The sequence below is a fragment of the Streptomyces sp. NBC_00273 genome (genome assembly GCF_036178145.1).
In the GTDB taxonomy this organism is placed as follows: Bacteria; Actinomycetota; Actinomycetes; order Streptomycetales; family Streptomycetaceae; genus Streptomyces.
Genome location: NZ_CP108067.1, coordinates 3,014,376 through 3,034,304 on the forward strand (window position 1 = coordinate 3,014,376; position 19,929 = coordinate 3,034,304).

Consider the following 19,929-nt stretch of genomic DNA (forward strand, 5'->3'; position numbering starts at 1 on the left):
CTCAGCGAGAGCTCTGACCCGGCCGCCGTGGCGCCGCCCCCTGCCCGCCCAGCGGGCGGGTGCGGCGCCCCGCCCCAGTGTCCAGCTCTCGCCGCCCCTCAAGGCAGGGAGTTCCAGGTATGCGCCTGAACCGCCTGAACGCCTCCGCTCACCCCCCTCTGTTACGCGGCAGACTTCGCACCCGCCTCCTCACCGCCCTCACCGGCCTCGCCGCGCTCACCCTCGTCGGCGGGCTCCTCCTCGCCTGGCCCGGACGGGCCGGAGCCGCCGCCGACCCCCTCATATCCCGCGGGAAGCCCGCCACCGCCTCCTCCACCGAGTCCTCCTCGCTGGGCGCGAAGAACGCCTTCGACGGCGACCCGGCCACCCGCTGGGCCAGCACCGAGGGCAAGGACCCGCAGTGGATCCGGGTCGACCTCGGGGCCGGGGCCACCGTCTCGCGGGTGCGGCTCACCTGGGAGGCGGCCTACGCCAAGGCGTACCGCGTCGAGGTCTCCGCCGACGGCGCCGCCTGGACCGCGCTCGCCGACGAGACCGCCGGCAACGGCGGCGTCGACGACTGGACCGGCCTGTCCGGCAAGGGCCGCTACCTGCGCGTCCAGGGCACCGCGCGCGGCACCTCGTACGGCTACTCGCTCTTCGAGGCCGAGGTGTACGGCACCGTCGGGGGCGGACCGCAGCCGGGGGGCTCCTTCACGGTCGTCGCCGCCGGGGACATCGCCGCGCAGTGCACGGCGTCCGACAGCGGCTGCGCGCACCCCAAGACCGCCGCGCTCGCCCAGCGGATCGACCCGAAGTTCTACCTGACGATGGGCGACAACCAGTACGACGACGCCCGGCTCTCCGACTACCGCGCCTACTACGACAAGAGTTGGGGCGCCTTCAAGGCCAAGACCCGCCCGGTCCCGGGCAACCACGAGACGTACGACCCGGCCGGCCCGCTCGCCGGGTACAAGTCGTACTTCGGCAGCATCGCCTACCCGCAGGGCAAGAGCTACTACAGCTTCGACGAGGGCAACTGGCACTTCGTCGCCCTCGACTCCAACTCCTTCGACCAGGCCGCCCAGCTCAGCTGGCTGAAGGCCGACCTCGCCGCCACCACCAAGCCGTGCGTGGCCGCCTACTGGCACCACCCGCTGTACTCCTCCGGCGGGCACGGCAACGACCCCGTCTCCAAACCGGTCTGGAAGATCCTCTACGCCGCCAAGGCCGACCTGGTCCTGAACGGGCACGACCACCACTACGAGCGGTTCGCCCCGCAGGACCCCGAGGGCCGGGCGACCGCCGACGGGATCGTGGAGATCGTCGGCGGGATGGGCGGCGCCGAGCCCTACCCGATCGAGGAGGTCCAGCCCAACAGCCAGAAGCGGATCAGCGGACCGTACGGCGTGGTGAAGCTGGACTTCACCGACTCCGGCTACGGGTGGACCTACGTGGCCACCGACGGCCAGGTCAAGGACACGAGCCCGAAGTACAGCTGCCACTGATGTACCTGGCCGCCAACGGCCGCCCGGACGCGCCGCCCCGCCCCGCCGGGGCCCGGCGGCGCGTCCCCGCCGCCGTCCTCGCGCTCGGCGCGGTCAGCCTCGTCACCGACGTCTCCTCCGAGATGGTCACGGCGGTACTGCCGCTCTACCTCGTCCTGGGCCTCGGCCTGACTCCCCTCCAGTTCGGTTTCCTGGACGGCCTGTTCAACGGGGCCACCGCCCTCGTGCGGCTGCTCGGCGGGCGGCTCGCCGACCGCCGCGGCCACCACAAGCGGGTCGCCGGCGCCGGCTACCTGCTCTCCGCGCTCTCCCGGCTCGGGCTGCTCCTCGCGGGGGGCGCCACGGGCGCGATCGCCGCCGCGCTCGCCGCCGACCGGCTGGGCAAGGGCATCCGTACCGCCCCGCGCGACGCCCTCATCTCGCTCAGCGGGCCCCCGGAGAGCCTCGGCCGGTCCTTCGGCGTGCACCGCGCCATGGACACCACCGGCGCCCTGCTCGGGCCGCTCGCCGCGTTCGCCGTGCTCTGGGCGACCGCCGATGCCTACGACGCGGTGTTCGCCGTCAGTTTCTGCACCGGCCTGCTCGGTGTGCTGCTGCTCGTCGCGTACGTGCCGGCGGCGCCCGGGCCGGCTGCCGCTCCCCCGGCCCGGCCCCACCCGGCGCGCCGGTCGGTCCTGCGCGACCCCGCGTTCCGCCGCGTGCTCTGCGCCTCGGCCCTGCTCGGCGCCACCACCATCGGCGACGCCTTCCTCTACCTGCTGCTCCTGCGCGGGCTCGACCTGCCGCCCGCCCTGTTCACGCTGCTGCCGCTCGGGGCCGCCGCCGTCTACCTGCTGCTCGCCGTCCCCGTGGGCCGGCTCGCGGACCGCACCGCCGACCGGACCGGGCGCCGGACGGCCTTCCTGCTCGGGCACTGCGCCCTGCTCGGCGCGTACGCCCTGCTCCTGGCCCCCGTCTCCCCGCCGACGGTCGTGGGGGTGCTCGCCCTGCTGGGCCTCTTCTACGCCGCCACCGACGGGGTCCTGATGGCGCTCGCCGCTCCCGCGCTGCCCGAGACCGGGCGGGCGGGCGGGCTCGCGGTGCTGCAGACCGGCCAGGCGCTGGCCCGGCTACTGGGCGCCGCCGGATTCGGGGCGGCGTGGACCCTCTGGGGGCAGCGGCCCGCCCTCTGGGCCGCGGCCCTCGCGCTGGCCGGAGCGCTCGCGGCCGCCTCGCGCATCCTGCCCGCCGCTCCCCCGACCGCCCCGACCGCCGCGACCGCCGCCCCGGAGGCCCCGTGAACCCCCCGTCCCGGCGGCTGCGCCTCGCCCTCGTCATCACCGCGGTCGTGCTGCTGGCGGGCGGCTCGCTGGGCTACGTACTGCACGCGCGGCACCGCGAACGGCCGTCCGGACAGCAGGCCGACGCCTCCTTCGGCACCTCGGAGCCGGGCCTCTACTTCCGGGACACGGCCGGCGGGCGGATCGCGCGCCAGGTCGGCCCGGGCCTGCCGCGGGTGACGGGCGGCCCGTCCTGCGACCGCTTCCACACCGCCGGGGACCACGCCCTGTGCCTGCGCAAGCTGCCCGGGGTCCCGGCCCGCACGGAGGCCCTCGTACTCGACCGGCGCATGCGGGAGGTCCGTACGGTGACTGTGCCCGGCATCCCGAACCGGGCCCGCGTCTCGCCCTCGGGCCAGGTGCTGGCCTGGACCACGTTCACGACCGGCGACTCCTACAACACCGCCGCATTCTCCACCCGGACGGCGATCCTGGACCTGCGCACCGGCTATCTGATCAAGTCGATCGAGCAGATCCCGCTGACCCTCGACGGGGCCCGCCACCACGACTCGGACGTCAACTACTGGGGCGTGACCTTCGCCGCCGACGACAACCGCTTCTACGCCACCGTCTCCACCCGGGGCGCCACCCACCTCGTCGAGGGCGACCTGCGCGCCTGGTCGGCGAAGGTGCTGCGGGAGAACGTCGAATGCCCCTCGCTGTCACCGGACGGCGCCCGCATCGCCTTCAAGAAGAAGGTCTCCGACGACCCCCGGTCCCCCTGGCGGCTGTACGTCCTCGACCTGACGACGATGCGCGAACACCCCCTGGCCGAGCAGCACGGCGTCGACGACCAGGCCGCCTGGCTGGACGACACGACCGTGGCCTACGCCCTGCCGGGCCGGGACGGCCGCGCGAGCGACATCTGGTCGACCCGCGCGGACGGCACGGGCGAACCCACCCTCCTCGCCCCGGGCGGCTCCTCCCCCGCGAACGTGCGGTGAAGGGGGCTAATCGATGATCCCGTGCAGAAATCCGACGGCCGCCCCGAAGGTTGCGCCGCCGAGGAGGAGGCCGGTGAGCGCGGTGCCTCCGTCCACACGGGCCGCGAGCACCCCGGCGACCGTCGCGATCACGGCACTGAACAGGAAGATGAGAGCGGCGCGTTGGGTCATCAGCGGGCCGGGCTGCTGGTTGGTCACGTCGACTTCACTCGCTTCACGGTGTCGATGGAGTCGAAGGCGGACACCTTCTGCTCCTGCTGTAGCCCGTACGCCACCCCCGACCCCCGGGTGACGCACGTCACACTGACGCTCGGGGTGCTCCTCCCGTCAAGGGCGGGGGTACGGACTCGTCTCCTGCCTACAAGCAGGTGCAGAGCGCGAGCGCGGCGCTCCACGAGACGGAGGGCGAGCCATGAGGGCCGACGCTTCACCGGAACCACCCCACCTCCCACGTTTCGCGACCCGTGCCGGCCGCGGCGCCGGAACGCCGTTCCGGCGCGGTCCGGCGGAGACCGAACACGCCCTGGGACCCGCCGCGGCGGACCGGACGCCCTCCGCGGACCCGGACCGCCTCCAGGCCGACGCGCGCGTCGTGGAGGTCCTGCGGGCCGACGGCTTCACCGGGGCCCGCTACCGGAGGTTCACCGGGGTCCTGATGGAGTACGGCTGGCCCATCATGGTCGCTTGGAACATCAACGGCGACTCCTTCCGGCGCACCTGGGAGATCGGCCGGCCGATCCCCCGCCAGCTCATCGTCACTCCGTGGGACGAGGACGACTGTTTCGAGGTGGCCACCGACACGGTCCTGAAAGGACTGGAGCTGTTCCGCAGCCACGCGCTCCTCGGAGGCGCCTGGAACCAGCACGGTGGCGCCGCTTTGACCACCTACTACGTGGGTGCGTGCATCCGCGCCTTCAAGCCGGTCTACGTGCAGTGGAGCCGGGCACAGTTGCACGGCCGGGACGCCCGCCTGCCGATCGAGCCGGGCGAACCCGATCAGCTGTCCGGACTTGCGGACGCGCGGGCCGAGGACCCCGAACGCCAGGTCGTCCTCCAGGACGAAATCTCCCGCCTGCTGCCGTACTTCACGGACGGCCAACTGCGCCAGGGCATCGCGTGGCGGGCGTTGGGGTACAGCCAGGCAGAGGCGGCAGAGCTGACCGGTATGACCACCAAGGCCCTGGAGCGCCGCCTGAGCCGGGTTCGTAGCCGCATCGCCCGTCATACCGGCCGCGGGAGGGATGATTCCCGGTGAACGCCTTCGGCCGCCCGGAAAAGACCGATGCGCCCGCACTCACCGCGGAGGCCGCCGATTTCGAGAGCCTCCTGGAGGCTTCCAGCCTCGGGGCGGCGGAGGCACAGGCGGTGCGCCGCCACACACCCGAGACGTTTCGGCACCTGCTCGAACGGGGCTGGCAGGACCCCGATGAGGGGCGGGCCGACGCTCCCCGTTCACCTGCCCGAGGAACCGACATGGCCGCCTCTTCCGCCGCTCCGGACCCGAACGACAGCAGCATCACGACGAACACGGTCACGCTGTGGGGGCCTCCGCGCAGTGGGAAGTCCACCTTGCTCGCCTCCTTGGCGCGAGCGGCCCTGAATCCGGAGTTCGGTCGCTGGAACCTGTTCCCCCACGATCGTCAGTCCCGTGACGACCTGGCGTCACTCACGCATTCCTTCTTCCGCAAGAGGGTCTTCCCCAACGCGACCGCGACGGAGCAACGTGCGGTCCGGTGCACGCTCGCAGGTGACGTGACCGGCACGCGCTTCGCACACCGGAGGGGATGGTGGCGGCAGCGCCACGGCGACAAGCGGAACGTACTCGAATTCCAGATCGCGCTGCGGGACATGCCCGGTGAGGCCTTCGACGCCCACACGTTCACGGCGCCCCAGCGATCGAACGAGCTGGTGAGGGATCTTGCACATTCCCAGGGGATGATTTTTCTCTTCGATCCCGCCAGGGCCATGCAGACCTCTGATCGGCACAGCACGGAGCGGAACAACGCGGACTACTTCACGGAGGTCCTTTCGGCGGTCGCGGCCGAAGTCCACCAGGCCGGATTGCGGGACGGCAGCAAGCTGCCCCACAGGCTTGCCCTGTGCCTCACCAAATTCGACGCGCCGGAAGTGCTGTCCCTGGCCCGGGAGAACGGCTTCCTGCACATGAACCCGCACTCAGGGGTTCCCGAGGTGAAGAACGCGCAAGCCTTCTTCCAGTACTTCGCACGAACCTACCCGCAGGACGGTTTGTCGGAAATCCTCAGCCAGGTGCAGAGCCTCTTCCACCCTGACCGAGTGGGACACTTCGTGCTTTCGTCGTTGGGGTTGTTCGTACCCCCGGGCCGACCGTTCACCTTCGAACACTCGTCAAAGGTCTGCTTTCAGGACGGTCAGGAGCGGTTCGTCGATCCGCCCCTGCCCACCGGCGTCATGGAGCCGCTGCTCTTCCTGCAGGGGATCGACGGGGCGCCCAGGAAGGGCTGACCACGGCCGCGTCCCGTCCATGGCGAGGTTGCGGCGGGTCCTGTGCCGACCCCCGCGGCGCGGGTGCAGGACCTCGCGCTAGGTTCCCGCCATGGACGCAGGAGATTGGATCGCCGTCTGTTCCGGGGCCGTGGCCGTGGCAGCAGCCGGCATCAGCATGAGACAGGCCCGGCACGCGAGCGGCCAGGTGGTGGCCGCTCAAGAGCAGGTTCGTGTCGCACGGCAGCAGCTGGAGCAGGCCGAGGCGGTCCATCGTGAACAGAACGAGCCCTACGTCGTCGTCGACATCCAGCCGGACGTGTCGGGCGCCCTCGTGATCGTCGTCGAGAACATCGGCTCCACGATCGCCCGCAACGTGCGGATCGAGGTCGATCCCCCGCTGGAATCCGGATGGGGCGAGGACCTGACGGAGATGCTCGCTCGGGCGTTCTCCCGGACGTTTCCCATGCTCCCGCCACGACGACGACTTGAATTCCTTCTCGACGAGCAGGAGCGCTTCCAGAACACCGACCTTCCGACGGCCTACACCTTCACCGTCCGGTGCGAAGGGCCGTACGGCCCGGTGGAGGACATGGAGCACGTGGTCGACTTCGGCACGTACGCCGGGACACTGATCGTCCGCAGTCCCCTGCGCAGGGTGGAGGACAAGCTGGGCGACATCGGCAAGGAGCTCGCGACGCTCGCCACCCTCTACGAGAAGGGCAGCGCGTCTGCCGTCCGGAAAGCGGAAGAGCACCGCGTCCACATGCTGCGTGCCGGGCAGGAACAGCGACGCCGCGGCCAACTACAGCGCAGCCCCGACGACCGTCAACGTGACGAGCCGACGGGACGCTCCAGTTCCGGCCGGGGCTGAGCGGGGTGCCTTCCGGTGCGCGGGAAGGCACCCGGGCCCGTACGGGCGGAGCGACTAGCGCCGTCGCGCCGCGGCCAGGCTGGCCGTCGTGCCTGCTCCGGCCGCCAGGAGCAGGGCGCCGGCCAGGGCCGTGAGCGGCAGCGGCACCGGCCCCGAGCGACCCGCCGTGACCAGGGCGGACACCGCGCCGCGGGCCGGGGAGACCGCGAGGACCAGGGCGAGCAGGGAACCGAGGGTCCCGGCCAGGACCGCGTGGCCCCGGCGCCGGAGCAACGGCCTGCTGCACAGGGCGCCCACGGCCGCGCCGGTCAGGGCGCAGGCCGTCACCGCGAGGGCCCCGGCGAGGGCGGCCGCGCCGGGGTCGGCGCCGGCCCGCTCGCCGGTCAGCAGGGCGACGGCGGCCGCCGCGGATCCGACGAGCAGCGCCCCGGCCCACGCGGTGAGCAGGGCCGCCGCGTGGACCCGTACGGGACCGGCCGCGGCGGCCGTGCAGTCGCGGGCCGCGTCCGGTTCGACGGTCACGCAGATCCGCACCAGCCAGGCGGCGGTCGGGACCAGGCCGGCGGCCGCGAAGCCGAGGGAGTCCAGTACCGGGTCGCCCGGCCGGATGCCGACGGCCACGAAGGCGGCGTAGGTGATGAGGGGCGCGAGCCAGCGCTGGGAGCGCAGGAGCAGGGCGCCCTGGTATCGGAGCAGGGCGGTCACGGGAGTTCCTCCACGGCGCGGATGTGCCAGGGCGGCCGGGCGGTGAGCAGATCGCGCAGGACCGCGTCGGAGCGTGCGGCTTCCACGGTGAGCTGCACTCCCCCGCCGGCTGCCGGCGAAGCGGCGAGGTCCGGGGGCGGTGCCAGGCCGGGCGGGCCGACCGCGTGGATCCGTACGCGGGGCCCGACCACTGCGGACACCGGTACGAGTGCCCCGCCCTCGACCCGGTAGTGGGCGTCGGCCGCGCCCGCGAGCCGCCGCGGGTCGTGGTCGACGAACACCACCGTGCCTCCGGCGGCGGTGCGTTCGGCGACGGCCCGGTCCAGCTCCGTCCGGGCGGAGCCGTCCAGGCCGGTCCACGCCTCGTCGAGGACGAGCAGCCCCGGTTCGGCGAGCAGGGCCTGCGCGACGGCGACCTTCTGGCTGCTGCCCTTGGACAGTTCGGCCATCGGGGTGCGGGCGTACGCGGCGGCGCCGAACCTCTCCAGCCGGTCGGCCGCCTGGCGGGCCGCCTCGGCGCGCGGCAGCCCGTGCACCCGGCCCAGCCGGGTCAGGTAGTCGGCGGCCGTGAGCGGCAGCGCCGCCGGGAAGCGTTCGGGCACGTAACCGGTGCGGGGCGGGCGGCCGGTGACGCGCCCCTCGGTCGGCGCCTCGATCCCGGCGACGAGCCGCAGCAGGGTGGACTTGCCGCCGCCGTTGCCGCCTTCGACGCGGACGAGGGCGCCGCGCGGGAGGTCCAGCGTGATCCCGCGCAGCACCCAGGGGCGGCGCCGTCCGTAGCGGCGGCCCACATCGGTCAGGTTCAGTGCGCGGCCGCCGTCTCGGTGACCTCGCTGGGGCGGACGATGACGAAGCCCTCGCCGCTCAGCTTCAGCTGGACGGCCTCGCCGGAGCCGCCGCGGATCATCGAGCCGACCGACTGGGAGCGGTGCAGTCCGGTCTCCAGCTGGGCGCTCCAGCCGACCACCGCGTCCGTGTCCACGTAGACCGGGGTCTGGGCGGTGACCGGGATGATGATCGGGTGGCCGTCGCAGACGACGGCGAGCTTGCCGGTGCCGCTGAAGAGGCTGTTGAAGAGGCCGCCACCGGTCATGCCGGCGCCCTTCACCATCTTGATCTCGTAGGACAGGGTCGGGTCGAAGCAGAGCACGTTGCGGCCGTTGATGGTGAGGGCGTCGCCCGGCTCAAATTCGATGATGAAGCAGTTGTCCGCCCGGTGGGCGAACCAGGCCTCGCCCTGACCGCGTACGGACATGAGCGCGAGGCCCTCGCCCGTCACGGCGCGCTTGAGCATGCCGCCTATGCCCTGTCCCTTGCGCTCGAACTGGAGGTTGCCGCGGAAGGCGACCATCGAGCCCTGGCGGGCCAGCATTTCACCGTTGACGTTGTACTTCACGGACTTGGCGTTCTGCAGGGTCATGCCGGGGACGACGGCGGCCCGGGCCAGGTTCTCGGACGCGAACAGATCACTCTTCATGGCTGCGATCCTCACCCGGGCCGACCACCCGGGGCATCATCCTGAAGGCGGAGGCTGGCATCCTTGGCAGGATGAGCAGCCAGCACACGAACGACATCTCCGACGTCCCCGCGGTCGGGGCGGACAGCCCCTTCCGGCAGGAGCACGTACTGCGCGACGAGGCCCCGCAGTTCGTGCTGCCGCTGGTGGTGCGGATCGAGAAGGCCGAGCCGCCCGCCCGGACGGACGCCCTGGAGACGGCGGCCCGTGCCGTGCTGGTCCTGCTCACCGACGAGCGGGCGCACGGCGAGGGCGAGTGGGCCGAGGCCGTCCGCGACTGGCAGGACGCCCGGATCCGCAAGGTGGTCCGCCGGGCGCGCGGGGCGGAGTGGCGCAAGGCGGAGACCCTGCCGGGCGTCACGGTGCACGGGGACGGCGCGCAGGTACGGGTCTTCCCGCCGGTGCCCCTGGACGGCTGGCCCAAGGAACTGGCCAAGCTCCAGGTGTCGGGCACCGATCTGGACGATCCGGAGCCGGTCGCCGCGACCGCGGAACCGGGGCTGCCGGTGCTGTGGCTCAACCCCGGCCTCGACATGTCGGCCGGCAAGGCCATGGCCCAGGCCGGGCACGCGGCGCAGCTGGCGTGGTGGGAGCTGACGGAGGCGGAGCGGACCGCCTGGCAGGATTCCGGTTTCCGGCTGGCGGTACGGACGGCCCCGCGCGAGCGGTGGGCCGAGCTGGGCGGCAGCGGGCTGCCGGTGGTCCGGGACGCCGGGTTCACCGAGATCGCGCCGGGCAGCGCGACGGTGGTCGCCGACCACCCGGCATTGCGGGCCCGGCTCTGACGGCCCGGCTCTGACCGTTCGGCTCTGAAGCGCTTCCCGGCCGGTGGGAACCTCAAATGTTCCTCTGAACGTCCCCTCCTGCGATTGGCGCGACTCCGTCGGGGCCATGACATCGGCACACGGTGCGACGAGAGGGGGCGGGGGGACATGAAACCCATGACACACCTGGGGGTGGGCATCGGCTGGCGGCCGGAGATCGCGGACGCCGTCGAGCGGCTTTCCGGCCTGGACTGGGTCGAGGTGGTGGCCGAGAACGTATGTCCCGGCCACCTGCCCGAGTCCCTGCTGCGGCTGCGCGAGCGGGGCACGCGCGTCGTGCCGCACGGGGTCTCGCTCGGCCTCGGCGGCGCGGACCGTCCCGATCCGGCGATGCTGGCGGCCCTCGGTGAGCGGGCGGTGGCGCTGGGGGCGCCGCTCGTCACCGAGCACATCGCCTTCGTGCGGACCTCCTCGCCGGTGCTGGAGGCGGGGCACCTGCTGCCGGTGCCGCGCACCCGCGACGCGCTGGACGTGCTGTGCGAGAACGTGCGGATCGCGCAGGACGCCCTGCCGGTCCCGCTGGCACTGGAGAACATCGCCGCGCTGTTCTCGTGGCCGGGCGAGGAGCTGACGGAAGGGCAGTTCCTCACGGAGCTCGTCGAGCGGACCGGGGTCCGGCTGCTCATCGACGTGGCCAACCTGCACACCAACCGGGTCAACCGGGGCGAGGACCCGGCCGCCGTGCTGGACGCGATCCCGCTGGAGGCGCTGGCGTACGTGCACGTGGCGGGCGGCATCGAGCGGAACGGCGTCTGGCACGACACCCACGCGCACCCGGTCCCGCCGGTGGTGCTCGACCTGCTGGCCGAGCTGCGCTCCCGGGTGGAACCGGCGGGCGTCCTGCTGGAGCGGGACGACGACTTCCCGCCGGAGGCCGAGCTCGCGGGCGAGTTGGCCGCGATCCGGGCCGTGGTGACGGCCGGACGGGCCGCGCCCGTGGAGGCGGCGACCGCCGGGTCCGGCCCGGCGGGCGCCGACCCCGGCACGGACCCCGGCACCGGCACCGGCACCGACCCGGGCACGGTCGAGGAGTCGGTCCGGACCCGGGTGGCTCTCGGTCAGGCCGCGCTGCTGTCGGCGCTGGTGGCCGGGACCCCCGTGCCCGAGGGCTTCGACCGCCGGCGCATCCGGGTGCAGGCCCGGGCGCTGGCCGCCAAGCGGGCCGACGTGGTGGCGAAACTGGCTCCCGAGCTGCCCGTGATCCTGGGCGGCCCGGACCCGTACCGCGAGGCCTTCCTCTCCTACGCCAAGAGCCGCCCGATGACCTCCGGGTACCGCCGGGACGCGCTGGACTTCGCCGAGGACCTGCTGATCCGGGACCTGCCGGCCGATCCGGCAGCCCGGCGCCGGCTCACCACCTGGTGGCGGGAGCGGGCCGGGGCCAGGCCGCCCCGCCGGATCGTGCGCTGGGCCCGGACGCTGGTGGGGAGAGCGGCATGAACTTCCTCGCCGTGGCGATCTGGATCGCCGTCCTCCTCTCCTGCGTCCTCCTGATGGTCGGGCTCCGCAGGTCCCGGTCCTCGTCCGCGGGACCGGCGCCCGCCCTGCACGACCTGTCCGAGGCCGCCTTCGTGGTGGGCGGCCCCGGCACCGTCGTGGACGCCGCACTCGTCTCGATGCTCGGCGACGGCCGGCTGGTGGCCGGCGGTCCGGGCATCGTCCAGGTGCGCCCCGGGGCGCGGGCCACCGACACCGCCGAGCGGGCCGTCCTCCAGGCCCACCAGGGGGCGCCCTCGGGATGGCTCTACCAGCTGCGCTACGCCGCCATGTGCGACCCGGCCGTCCAGGAGATCGGGGACGGGCTGGCCGACCGCGGGCTGATCTCCCCGCCCGGATCCGGGCTGCGCCGCCTGCGTCGCTGGGGGCTGATCCAGGCCGTCGTGTGCGCGCTGCTGCTGTTCCCGGTGTCGCTGGTGCTGACCGTCGTGTCGCTCGCCCTCGATTCCGGCTCCGGGGTGCCGTTCATCGCGAAGGTGGTGGTCGTCCTGGTGGGCGGCATCGTCGTGGGCCTGATCTGCGCGTCCCGGGCCAAGAGCCGGGTGACCGGGGCCGGGGCGCGGGCGCTGCGCGCCATCCGCTCCGCCCACCTGAACGACCGGACCCCGCACGTGCAGACCGCACTGTTCGGGCTGCGCGGTCTGCGGGACCCGCACCTGCGCCGGCAGTTGCTGCCCGCCGTACGCGGTACCCGGCTGGCCGCGGCCCAGTCGCGCACGCGCTTCCACGGCACGGGCGGCTCCTCGCACGGGTCGGGGGTCGAGGTGCTGCCGATCGTCTGGTGCGCCGGGAGCGACGGGGGCGGTGGCGGCGGATCGAGCTGTGGCGGCGGTTCCGGCTGCGGCTCCTCGGGCAGCGGCTGCGGCTCTTCGGGCAGTGGCTCCAGCTGCTCCAGTGGTGGTTCGGGCTGTGCGAGCAGCAGCTCCAGCTGTTCCAGCAGCAGCTCCAGCTGCGGCAGTTCGTCGAGCTGCGGCAGCTCGTCCAGCTCCAGTTGCGGCAGCAGCTCCTGACCGGCGGGCGTACGGCAAGCGGGGGCGGAATCCGCGGCAACGGGGCCGACGGCGGCGACACCTGCCGGTGATCCTTTACAAGGCCACCATCCGACCCTCTCATCGGTTCATCGGATGAGAGGGTCGGACCGTCATGCGGACGGGACTCGCAGGCTGCGCGGCCGCCCTGGCGGTGCGTCCCGGCCCACGCCGCGCGACCGACCTCGCCCGGCCGCCAAGGCCGCCGGCGCCGCCCTCGCCGCCCGCCGCGCGGCGGCCCGGGCCACGGCCGGAGGCAGCGGCGGACTCGACTTCCGCCCCTGCCCAGATGCCGAAGGGCTGCCCGGACCGACGGCCCGCAGGTCCCCCTCACCGTCAGCCGGATCGCCGCCACCGGGGCCGGCGGCGCCGTCCGCCAGGGCGCGCTCGTCCACATCCCCGGCGGCCCCGGAGCCTCCGGCATGTACTTCCCGCTCCTCGCCGACCTCCCCGGCCGGGACCGGATCGCCACCGCCTACGACCTCGTCGGCTACGCCCCGCGCCACCCTGTACCCGGGCGGCGTCCGCCGGATGGTCCTGGACTCGGCGGTCGACCCCGATCCGCGCCGCATCTGGTACCGCAACCAGCTCGACCAGTCACCCGGCTTCGAGCGCCGCTGGTACGACTTCCGCGCCTGGGCGGCCCGGCACCACGACACGTACGGCCTCGGCGCCACCCCGGCGGCCGTGCAGGCGAGCTACGCGCGTGTCCGGGACGCGGTGGCCCGCCGGCCGCCGACCGGGAGACCTGGGACCGCGACAACACCGACCTGGCGCGCAGGGCCCCGTTCGAGACCTGGGCCAATGCCTGCATGAACCTCCCGTGCGCCTCCTGGCCGGTGCGCGAGCGGCAGCGGCCGGTGGCGGTCGGGGCCCGGCCGGAGCGGCTGCCCCGGACCCTGGTGGTCGCGGCGGAACGGGACGGGGCGACCCCGTACGAGGGTGCGCTGGAACTCCAGCGGCGGCTCGGCGCCGGGGCTTCCCTGGTGACGGAGACGGGGCCGGCTCCCACGGAGTGGTCGGCGGGCGCAACGGCTGCGTGGACCGTCACGTGGAGCGGTATCTGCTGACGGGCGCCACCCCGGGGTGGCGCGTCACGTGTGCGCCGCATCCGGAGCCCGCACCGGTGTCGCTGGACGACCGGGCAGCCAGCGCCCACAGGGCACTGCTGCCGCCAGTCGTCTGAACTTCCGGGCGGGATCTCCGGCTGCGTCGTTTCGGGGGCAGGGGCCGTCTTTCGGACCAGCCTCCCGATCCACCGGAGGAACTCACCTGACGGTGTGGTCGTCCTCCGGTCCTTCCCCCCAGGGGAGGTATCAGGCGAGCCCGGCCACCAGGTCGGCGACGGACTTGCGGCGCCCGGTGTAGAAGGGCACCTCTTCACGGACGTGCATACGGGCCTCGGAGGCGCGCAGGTGACGCATGAGGTCGACGATGCGGTACAGCTCGTCCGCCTCGAAGGCCAGCAGCCACTCGTAGTCGCCCAGCGAGAAGGAGGCGACGGTGTTGGCGCGCACGTCCGGGTAGCCGCGGGCCATCTTGCCGTGGTCGGCAAGCATGCGGCGGCGGTCCTCGTCGGGCAGCAGGTACCAGTCGTAACTGCGCACGAAGGGGTACACGCTGACGTACTCGCGCGCGACCTCGTCGGCCAGGAAGGCCGGGATGTGCGACTTGTTGAACTCGGCCGGGCGGTGCAGGGCCATGTTCGACCACACCGGCTCCAGGGCGCGGCCCAGCTTGGTGCGGCGGAACAGGTTGTAGGCGGTCTGCAGCTCGTCCGCCGTCTCGGCGTGCCACCAGATCATGACGTCGGCGTCGGCGCGCAGGCCGGAGACGTCGTAGGAGCCGCGGACGGTGATGTCCTTGGCGCCCAGCTGGTCGAAGAGCTCCTGGACCTCGTCGGCGTAGCCGGTGCGGTCCTCCGGAAGAACGTCCTTCAGCTTGAAGACGGACCACAGGGTGTAGCGGATGACCTCGTTGAGGTCCTTCGCCTTCTTCCCCGCGTTGGGAATCTTCTCTGGTGCAGTCATGTGCCTATTGTCCCGTGCGCTGATCAGTGGTCGGTGCCAGGGGTGCCGTACGCGCACCGAGCGCGGCGATCACCGCGTCCGCGGCCTTGCCGGCGCTCGCGATGCAGGCCGGAATGCCGACTCCGTCGTAGACGGCGCCGCACACGGCGAGGCCCGGCAGGGCCGCGACGGCGGTGCGGATCCGGGCGACCCGGTCGAGGTGGCCGACCGGGTACTGGGGCAGTCCGCCGTCCCACCGGGTGACGGTGGAGGCGACCGGCCGGGCCACGAGGCCCACGGCCTCGCCGAGGTCGGCCAGGGAGACGTCGACGAGCTCGCCGTCCTCGCGCTGCAGGTCGCTCTCGTCGGCGTAGCGGCCGACCGAGGTGCGCAGCAGGAAGAGGTCGGGATCCGTCCCGGCCCAGGCCCACTTGTTGCTGGAGAAGGTGGAGGCCTTGATGGTCCGGCCGTCGACGGGCGGTACGAGGAATCCGCTGGCGCGGCCGTCGGAGACGGCCGCGGGCAGGTCGGAGCGGCGGAAGGCCATCGTGATCAGGGCCATAGAGGCGTACTCGACCCCGCGCAGCTCGGTCGCGGCGGCCGGGGCGAGCCCGTCCAGCAGCCGTGCGGCGGCGGCGGCCGGGGTGGCGAGAATCACGGCGTCGGCCTCGATGACCTCGGCGCCGGCCACCACCCGCCAGCCCTCCGCCGTACGGACGACCTCGCGGACGGGGGCGTCGGTGACGAGCCGGGCCCCCGCGGCGCGGCAGGCCTCGGCCACGGCGATCGGGAGCCGTCCGATGCCGCCGTCGATGCCGGCGAAGACCGGACCGGCCGGCTGGGGAGCGGACTCCGCCCGGCGTTGCAGTTCCCGTACGCCGTCGCCCAGGAGGGCGTGCGTGCGGGCGACCTCGAAGAGCTGGGGCACGGCGGCCCGCATGGAGATGCGGTAGGCGTCGCCCGCGTAGACCCCGCCGAGCAGTGGTTCCACCAGCCGGTCGACGACCTCGCGGCCGAGGCGGGCCGCGACGTACGCGCCGACGGCGACGTCGTCGCCGATCTCGGTGGGCGGCAGCGTCCGCTCGGCCTCGATGCGGGCCAGCCCCTCGGTGGAGAGCACCCCCGAGGCGGCGAGCGGTCCCAGGTCGCCGGGGACGCCCATGACGTGGCCGCGCGGCATCGGCCGCAGCGCGCCCCGGGTCCACAGGTGGGCGGTGGCGGTGGCGGGCGCCTGCACGGCCTCGCCGAGGCCCACGGCCTCGGCCAGGGCCACGGCTTCGGGGCGGCGGGCGAGCACGGATTCGGCGCCGAGGTCGACCCGGGCCCCGGCGAGCTCACCGGCGTAGAGCTTGCCGCCGAGCCGGGGTCCGGCCTCCAGCAGGGTGACGCGGACGCCTTCGGCGAGCAGCCGGTGGGCCGCCGCGAGGCCCGCGATGCCGCCGCCGATGACGACGGCGTGGCGCTGGGAGCCGGTGGACCGGGGCGAGGGGCCCGGCCGATCCGTACGCATGTCCGCTTCGTGCATGGACACATCGTCTCAGACCGATCTCCGAGGCCGGACCGTGACCGCATCGGGATCACCCCGGGACCGTGGATGCGAAACCCGCAACGGGACTCTGGACGTCGAACCGGCAACACCAGCCGATCCTCGGGGGTTTACAGCGATGCGCAGCTTCGACAGAAACCGTTCCGCGGCGGCCCTGGCCGCCCTCGCACTGGCCGGGGCGCTCGCGCTCACGGGCTGCGGCGCGAGCGGCCAGGGTTCCGCGAGCGACAAGGCGGCGGTGGCGCCCGCAGCCGGCGGCAAGGCCCCGGAGGGCGCCGCGGCGGCCCCGGCGCCGGCCGGGTCCGCGGGCGCCGCGGGCTCCTCCGCGAGCAAGAACGCCGGGCCGCCGGCCGTGGTCCGGCCGAACGTGATCCGGACCGCGACGCTGGGCATCGAGACGGCGGACGTCCAAAAGACGCTCGCCGCGGCCCGCACGGCCGCCGACGAAGCGGGCGGCTACGTCGGCAACGAGTCCACCAAGCGCGGCGAGGACGGCCGGATGACCTCGACGCTGACGCTGCGGGTGCCGGGCGAGCGCTACGACGCCGTGCTCGGCGCCATGGAGGGCAGCGGGAAGCTCCTGCACCGCAAGGTCGACGCGCAGGACGTCACGGAGAAGGTCGCCGACATCGGCAGCCGCGTCGCCTCGCAGCAGGCCAGCGTGGCGCGGGTGCGGGAAATGATGGGCAAGGCCTCGGCGCTGAGCGAGGTGGTGATGCTGGAGAGCGAGCTGTCGCGCCGTCAGTCCGACCTGGAGTCGCTGCTGGCGCAGCAGACGGCGTTGAAGGACCAGACCTCGCTGGGCACGATCACGCTGGAGGTTTCCGAGCCGGCCGCGAAGCCGGAGGCCGAGAAGAAGGAGAAGAAGAAGGAGCCCACCTTCCTGGGGGCCCTGGGCGGGGGCTGGGACGTCTTCACCAAGGTCGTGCGCTACCTGACGGTGGCGGTGGGCGCGGTGCTGCCGTTCGCACTGACGGCCGTGGTGGTGCTGCTGCTGGTCCGGCTGTACCGGCGGTGGCGTCCGGCGCCGGCGAAGACGGCCCCGGTGCCGTGGCGGGCGACGGTCCCGGCGGCCCGGACGGCTCCGGACGCCGAGGCCGACGTACAGGACTGAACGCGCGTTCGGCCGTAGCGTGTTCACCATCCGACGGTGGTGAAGGGGCGGTACGGACGATGGCGACGGAACGACTGGTGGTGGTGGGCGGTGACGCGGCGGGGATGTCCGCCGCGTCACAGGCCCGCAGGCTGAAGGGCTCGGCGGAGCTGGAGATCGTCGCCTTCGAGCGCGGGCACTTCACCTCCTACTCGGCGTGCGGGATCCCGTACTGGGTCGGCGGTCAGGTCGCCGAGCGCGACGACCTGATCGCCCGCACCCCCGAGGAGCACCGGGCCCGGGACATCGATCTGCGCACGCGCACGGAGGTCGTGGAGCTCGACCTCCCCGGCTCCCGGGTCCGCGCCCGCGATCTGGACACCGGATCCGAATCCTGGACGGGCTACGACAAGCTGGTCCTGGCGACGGGCGCCCGCCCCGTCCGGCCCCGGCTCCCCGGCATCGGCGCGCACGGGGTCCACGGGATCCAGAGCCTGGACGACGGCCAGCGCCTGATGGACACCCTGCGGCGCACGGCGGGCCGCAGGGCCGTCGTGGTGGGCGCCGGCTACATCGGCGTGGAGATGGCGGAGGCCCTGGTGGCGCGGGGGTACGAGGTCACCGTCCTGCACCGGGGCGAGCAGCCGATGGCCACGCTGGACCCGGACATGGGCGGCCTGGTGCACGGCGCGATGAACCGGATGGGGATCCGTACGGTCTCCCGCGCCGAGGTGACGAAGATCCTCACCGACGAGGAGGGCCGGGTCCGGGCGGTGGCGACCTCGGCGGGCGAGGAGTACGGGGCGGACGTGGTCGTGCTCGGCATCGGCGTGGAGCCCCGCACCGCGCTCGCCCGCGCGGCCGGCCTCCCCCTCGGCCCTTCGGGCGGCATCCTCACGGACCTCTCGATGCGGGTCCGGGGCCACGAGAACATCTGGTCGGGCGGCGACTGCGTGGAGGTCCTGGACCTGGTCGCGGGCCGCACCCGGCACATCCCGCTGGGCACGCACGCCAACAAGCACGGCCAGGTCATCGGCTCGGGCGTGGGCGGTGGCTACGCGACCTTCCCCGGGGTGGTCGGAACGGCGGTCAGCAAGGTCTGCGACCTGGAGATCGCCCGTACGGGGCTGCGCGAGCGCGACGCGCTGGAGGCCGGCCTGCGGTTCGTGACCGCCACCATCACCTCCACCAACACGGCGGGCTACTACCCGGGCGCGGCGGAGATGACGGTGAAGATGCTGGCGGAGCGCCGTACGGGCCGCCTCCTGGGGGTCCAGATCGTCGGCGGCGCGGGTGCGGCGAAGCGGGTGGACATCGCGGCGGTCGCCCTCACGGCGGGCATGACGGTGGACCGGATGGTGTCCCTGGACCTGGGCTACGCGCCGCCGTTCTCCCCGGTCTGGGACCCGATCCTGGTGGCGGCCCGCAAGGCGGTCGCGGCAGTGCACTCGGCGGGGGTCTGACCGCTCCGTGCGCGGCGCAGTTCCGAGCGGACCAGCTCCAGGAGGCGGCCCGTCCAGTTCCGGCCCCCGCGGGAACCCTCGTCGCGCCAGAACGGCCCCTCGGAGGTGCCGGTGTAGACGATCGCGGCCTCGCCCGTGGCGAGCAGGACCTCGGCGAGACGGGGGTGCTGATCGAACTTCGCCCGGAGCAGGTCGGCCATGACGGCGAGCCGCTCGCCGGACCAGCCGGCCCGGCGAGCCGCCCCGCCGCCCAGTTCCATGGCCTCGCGGGCGGTGGCGGCCGCGAGGATCCGGTCGTGGTCGGCCGGTTCGGCGGCCGACAGGGCCCAGTAGGCGTGGAGCACGGTGGGGTAACTCCGGCCCGCGTGCGCGAAGGGGGCGTCGTAGTCGTTGCGCAGCACGAAACGGCCGGGCTCCGCCGGCCAGCCCCGGGGGTACACGACCTCGTTGAGGACGACCGGGGGCACCGGAGCGCCGGCCGGGTCGTCCGCGTACGGGACGGCCCGGCGCTCCTCGGCCCCTTCGATGTGCTCGGCGAGATCGGCGAGGTATGCGAAGGCGCCCCGGTGCACGTCCTCCGTCGCCACCGGACCGTCCCCGTCCACCGCCTCGCCCAGGTCCGTCAACAGCATCCGCAGCGGCCGGTCCTGGCGGTCCATGTCGCCGAGGAGGTAGACCCGCCGGTGGGCGGGGACCGCCAGGTACGCGTCCCGCAGCAACAGGCGCCGCTCCTCGGTCGGCTCCGCCGTGTAGGCCCGCACGGCGTCCAGGCACCGGTCGGCCGTGGTCGGCCGCCCGGCCAGCCGGAGGATCTCGTCGGCGACCTCCAGGACGAAGCCCTCGTCGGTACGCGGCTCGGGGTACCGGGATTCCCACGTGGACCGCTTCGGTGCCCCGTCGCTCCGCTCGCGCTGCTCGCGCCGCTCGCGCGCCTCCGGCGGGTCCAGGGTGAGCCTTCCCGTGACCAGCAGCCGCTCCAGCCCCGCCAGGTCGGTCGAGTCGTGGCCGCCGTAGGTGATCTCGCCGTCCGCGTAGACGAAGAGGTGCTCGACGACGTACTCGTCCAGCAGGTCGTGCCTGCGCCACACGAGGCACCAGGCCCCGTCGATGCGTTGTCCGTCGGATATGCGAAACGTCGGTCCGTGCCATGTCATGCAGGGC

Annotated in this window: 18 protein-coding genes and 1 pseudogene; 12 read left to right on the forward strand and 7 right to left on the reverse strand. The window is 73.7% G+C overall.

The window, feature by feature from the left end; translation table 11 throughout:
* Positions 1-119 precede the first annotated feature (119 nt).
* Genes OG386_RS12630 through OG386_RS12640 form a run of 3 tightly spaced genes read left to right on the forward strand, consistent with a single transcriptional unit; the run spans position 120 to position 3,750 of the window.
* A complete protein-coding gene (locus OG386_RS12630) occupies positions 120-1,487 on the forward strand; it encodes a discoidin domain-containing protein (RefSeq protein WP_328788250.1) in 1,368 nt (455 codons plus the stop codon).
* Positions 1,487-2,767, forward strand: coding sequence for an MFS transporter (locus OG386_RS12635; protein ID WP_328788251.1), 1,281 nt, complete (start codon positions 1,487-1,489; stop codon positions 2,765-2,767). Before OG386_RS12630 ends, OG386_RS12635 begins: the two co-directional genes overlap by 1 nt.
* Entirely contained in the window at positions 2,764-3,750 is a 987-nt protein-coding gene (locus OG386_RS12640; protein ID WP_328788252.1) for a hypothetical protein, read from the forward strand. The genes OG386_RS12635 and OG386_RS12640 overlap by 4 nt, the downstream gene beginning before the upstream one ends.
* Positions 3,751-3,756: 6 nt before the next feature.
* Here OG386_RS12640 and OG386_RS12645 read toward each other — a convergent pair whose 3' ends face one another.
* A complete protein-coding gene (locus OG386_RS12645) occupies positions 3,757-3,948 on the reverse strand; it encodes a hypothetical protein (protein ID WP_328788253.1) in 192 nt (63 codons plus the stop codon).
* Between the two features lie 214 nt (positions 3,949-4,162).
* Between OG386_RS12645 and OG386_RS12650 the strand changes: the two genes are divergently transcribed.
* From OG386_RS12650 to OG386_RS12660, 3 genes are all read left to right on the forward strand, one after another.
* Positions 4,163-5,005: a hypothetical protein gene (locus tag OG386_RS12650; protein ID WP_328788254.1), complete on the forward strand. Its 843-nt coding sequence runs from the start codon at positions 4,163-4,165 to the stop codon at positions 5,003-5,005.
* Complete coding sequence (locus OG386_RS12655) at positions 5,002-6,234, forward strand: TRAFAC clade GTPase domain-containing protein (RefSeq protein ID WP_328788255.1); 1,233 nt, start codon at positions 5,002-5,004, stop codon at positions 6,232-6,234. Before OG386_RS12650 ends, OG386_RS12655 begins: the two co-directional genes overlap by 4 nt.
* Before the next feature lie 91 nt (positions 6,235-6,325).
* A complete protein-coding gene (locus OG386_RS12660; RefSeq protein ID WP_328788256.1) occupies positions 6,326-7,087 on the forward strand; it encodes a hypothetical protein in 762 nt (253 codons plus the stop codon).
* Positions 7,088-7,141: 54 nt separating this feature from the next.
* Here the strand turns inward: OG386_RS12660 and OG386_RS12665 are convergent, their stop codons facing one another.
* Genes OG386_RS12665 through OG386_RS12675 form a run of 3 tightly spaced genes read right to left on the reverse strand, consistent with a single transcriptional unit; the run spans position 7,142 to position 9,269 of the window.
* On the reverse strand, positions 7,142-7,792 hold the full coding sequence (locus OG386_RS12665) for an ABC transporter (RefSeq protein WP_328788257.1): 651 nt from the start codon (positions 7,790-7,792) through the stop codon (positions 7,142-7,144).
* On the reverse strand, positions 7,789-8,598 hold the full coding sequence (locus OG386_RS12670; RefSeq protein WP_328793231.1) for an ATP-binding cassette domain-containing protein: 810 nt from the start codon (positions 8,596-8,598) through the stop codon (positions 7,789-7,791). Before OG386_RS12670 ends, OG386_RS12665 begins: the two co-directional genes overlap by 4 nt.
* The gene (locus OG386_RS12675) at positions 8,595-9,269 is read right to left on the reverse strand and encodes an AIM24 family protein (RefSeq protein ID WP_328788258.1); all 675 of its coding nucleotides are present in this window, start codon (positions 9,267-9,269) and stop codon (positions 8,595-8,597) included. Before OG386_RS12675 ends, OG386_RS12670 begins: the two co-directional genes overlap by 4 nt.
* Before the next feature lie 71 nt (positions 9,270-9,340).
* Between OG386_RS12675 and OG386_RS12680 the strand changes: the two genes are divergently transcribed.
* The 4 genes and pseudogenes from OG386_RS12680 to OG386_RS46925 form a co-directional block, all read left to right on the forward strand.
* The gene (locus OG386_RS12680) at positions 9,341-10,093 is read left to right on the forward strand and encodes an aminoacyl-tRNA hydrolase (protein WP_189739346.1); all 753 of its coding nucleotides are present in this window, start codon (positions 9,341-9,343) and stop codon (positions 10,091-10,093) included.
* Positions 10,094-10,240: 147 nt separating this feature from the next.
* Complete coding sequence (locus OG386_RS12685) at positions 10,241-11,572, forward strand: DUF692 domain-containing protein (protein ID WP_443053167.1); 1,332 nt, start codon at positions 10,241-10,243, stop codon at positions 11,570-11,572.
* Positions 11,569-12,639: a TIGR04222 domain-containing membrane protein gene (locus OG386_RS12690; RefSeq protein ID WP_328788259.1), complete on the forward strand. Its 1,071-nt coding sequence runs from the start codon at positions 11,569-11,571 to the stop codon at positions 12,637-12,639. The genes OG386_RS12685 and OG386_RS12690 overlap by 4 nt, the downstream gene beginning before the upstream one ends.
* Before the next feature lie 519 nt (positions 12,640-13,158).
* Positions 13,159-13,843: pseudogene (locus tag OG386_RS46925) on the forward strand (alpha/beta hydrolase); the annotation flags it as partial.
* Between the two features lie 130 nt (positions 13,844-13,973).
* Here OG386_RS46925 and hemQ read toward each other — a convergent pair.
* Positions 13,974-14,687 (reverse strand): hydrogen peroxide-dependent heme synthase, encoded by a 714-nt coding sequence (hemQ, locus tag OG386_RS12700; RefSeq protein ID WP_030012590.1) that lies wholly within the window; start codon positions 14,685-14,687, stop codon positions 13,974-13,976.
* 4 nt (positions 14,688-14,691) lie between these two features.
* Positions 14,692-16,191, reverse strand: a complete 1,500-nt coding sequence (gene hemG, locus OG386_RS12705) for a protoporphyrinogen oxidase (RefSeq protein ID WP_405789106.1) — start codon at positions 16,189-16,191, stop codon at positions 14,692-14,694.
* 139 nt (positions 16,192-16,330) lie between these two features.
* Between hemG and OG386_RS12710 the strand changes: the two genes are divergently transcribed.
* On the forward strand, positions 16,331-17,326 hold the full coding sequence (locus tag OG386_RS12710) for a DUF4349 domain-containing protein (protein ID WP_328788260.1): 996 nt from the start codon (positions 16,331-16,333) through the stop codon (positions 17,324-17,326).
* A gap of 59 nt (positions 17,327-17,385) precedes the next feature.
* On the forward strand, positions 17,386-18,768 hold the full coding sequence (locus tag OG386_RS12715; RefSeq protein WP_327382696.1) for an FAD-dependent oxidoreductase: 1,383 nt from the start codon (positions 17,386-17,388) through the stop codon (positions 18,766-18,768).
* On the opposite strand, the gene OG386_RS12720 is transcribed toward OG386_RS12715, so the two are convergent.
* Positions 18,681-19,922, reverse strand: coding sequence for an NADAR family protein (locus OG386_RS12720; protein WP_328788261.1), 1,242 nt, complete (start codon positions 19,920-19,922; stop codon positions 18,681-18,683). The genes OG386_RS12715 and OG386_RS12720 overlap by 88 nt on opposite strands.
* Positions 19,923-19,929: the final 7 nt, after the last annotated feature.

What these genes read in the sequence shown, in the direction of transcription:
- hemQ (WP_030012590.1), bottom strand. Translation starts at nt 14,687, where the DNA reads ATGACTGCACCAGAGAAGATTCCCAACGCGGGGAAGAAGGCGAAGGAC.
- OG386_RS12690 (WP_328788259.1), top strand. Translation starts at nt 11,569, where the DNA reads ATGAACTTCCTCGCCGTGGCGATCTGGATCGCCGTCCTCCTCTCCTGC.
- OG386_RS12680 (WP_189739346.1), top strand. Translation starts at nt 9,341, where the DNA reads ATGAGCAGCCAGCACACGAACGACATCTCCGACGTCCCCGCGGTCGGG.
- OG386_RS12635 (WP_328788251.1), top strand. Translation starts at nt 1,487, where the DNA reads ATGTACCTGGCCGCCAACGGCCGCCCGGACGCGCCGCCCCGCCCCGCC.
- OG386_RS12650 (WP_328788254.1), top strand. Translation starts at nt 4,163, where the DNA reads ATGAGGGCCGACGCTTCACCGGAACCACCCCACCTCCCACGTTTCGCG.
- hemG (WP_405789106.1), bottom strand. Translation starts at nt 16,191, where the DNA reads ATGCACGAAGCGGACATGCGTACGGATCGGCCGGGCCCCTCGCCCCGG.
- OG386_RS12715 (WP_327382696.1), top strand. Translation starts at nt 17,386, where the DNA reads ATGGCGACGGAACGACTGGTGGTGGTGGGCGGTGACGCGGCGGGGATG.
- OG386_RS12720 (WP_328788261.1), bottom strand. Translation starts at nt 19,922, where the DNA reads ATGACATGGCACGGACCGACGTTTCGCATATCCGACGGACAACGCATC.
- OG386_RS12675 (WP_328788258.1), bottom strand. Translation starts at nt 9,269, where the DNA reads ATGAAGAGTGATCTGTTCGCGTCCGAGAACCTGGCCCGGGCCGCCGTC.
- OG386_RS12710 (WP_328788260.1), top strand. Translation starts at nt 16,331, where the DNA reads ATGCGCAGCTTCGACAGAAACCGTTCCGCGGCGGCCCTGGCCGCCCTC.
- OG386_RS12685 (WP_443053167.1), top strand. Translation starts at nt 10,241, where the DNA reads ATGAAACCCATGACACACCTGGGGGTGGGCATCGGCTGGCGGCCGGAG.
- OG386_RS12660 (WP_328788256.1), top strand. Translation starts at nt 6,326, where the DNA reads ATGGACGCAGGAGATTGGATCGCCGTCTGTTCCGGGGCCGTGGCCGTG.
- OG386_RS12630 (WP_328788250.1), top strand. Translation starts at nt 120, where the DNA reads ATGCGCCTGAACCGCCTGAACGCCTCCGCTCACCCCCCTCTGTTACGC.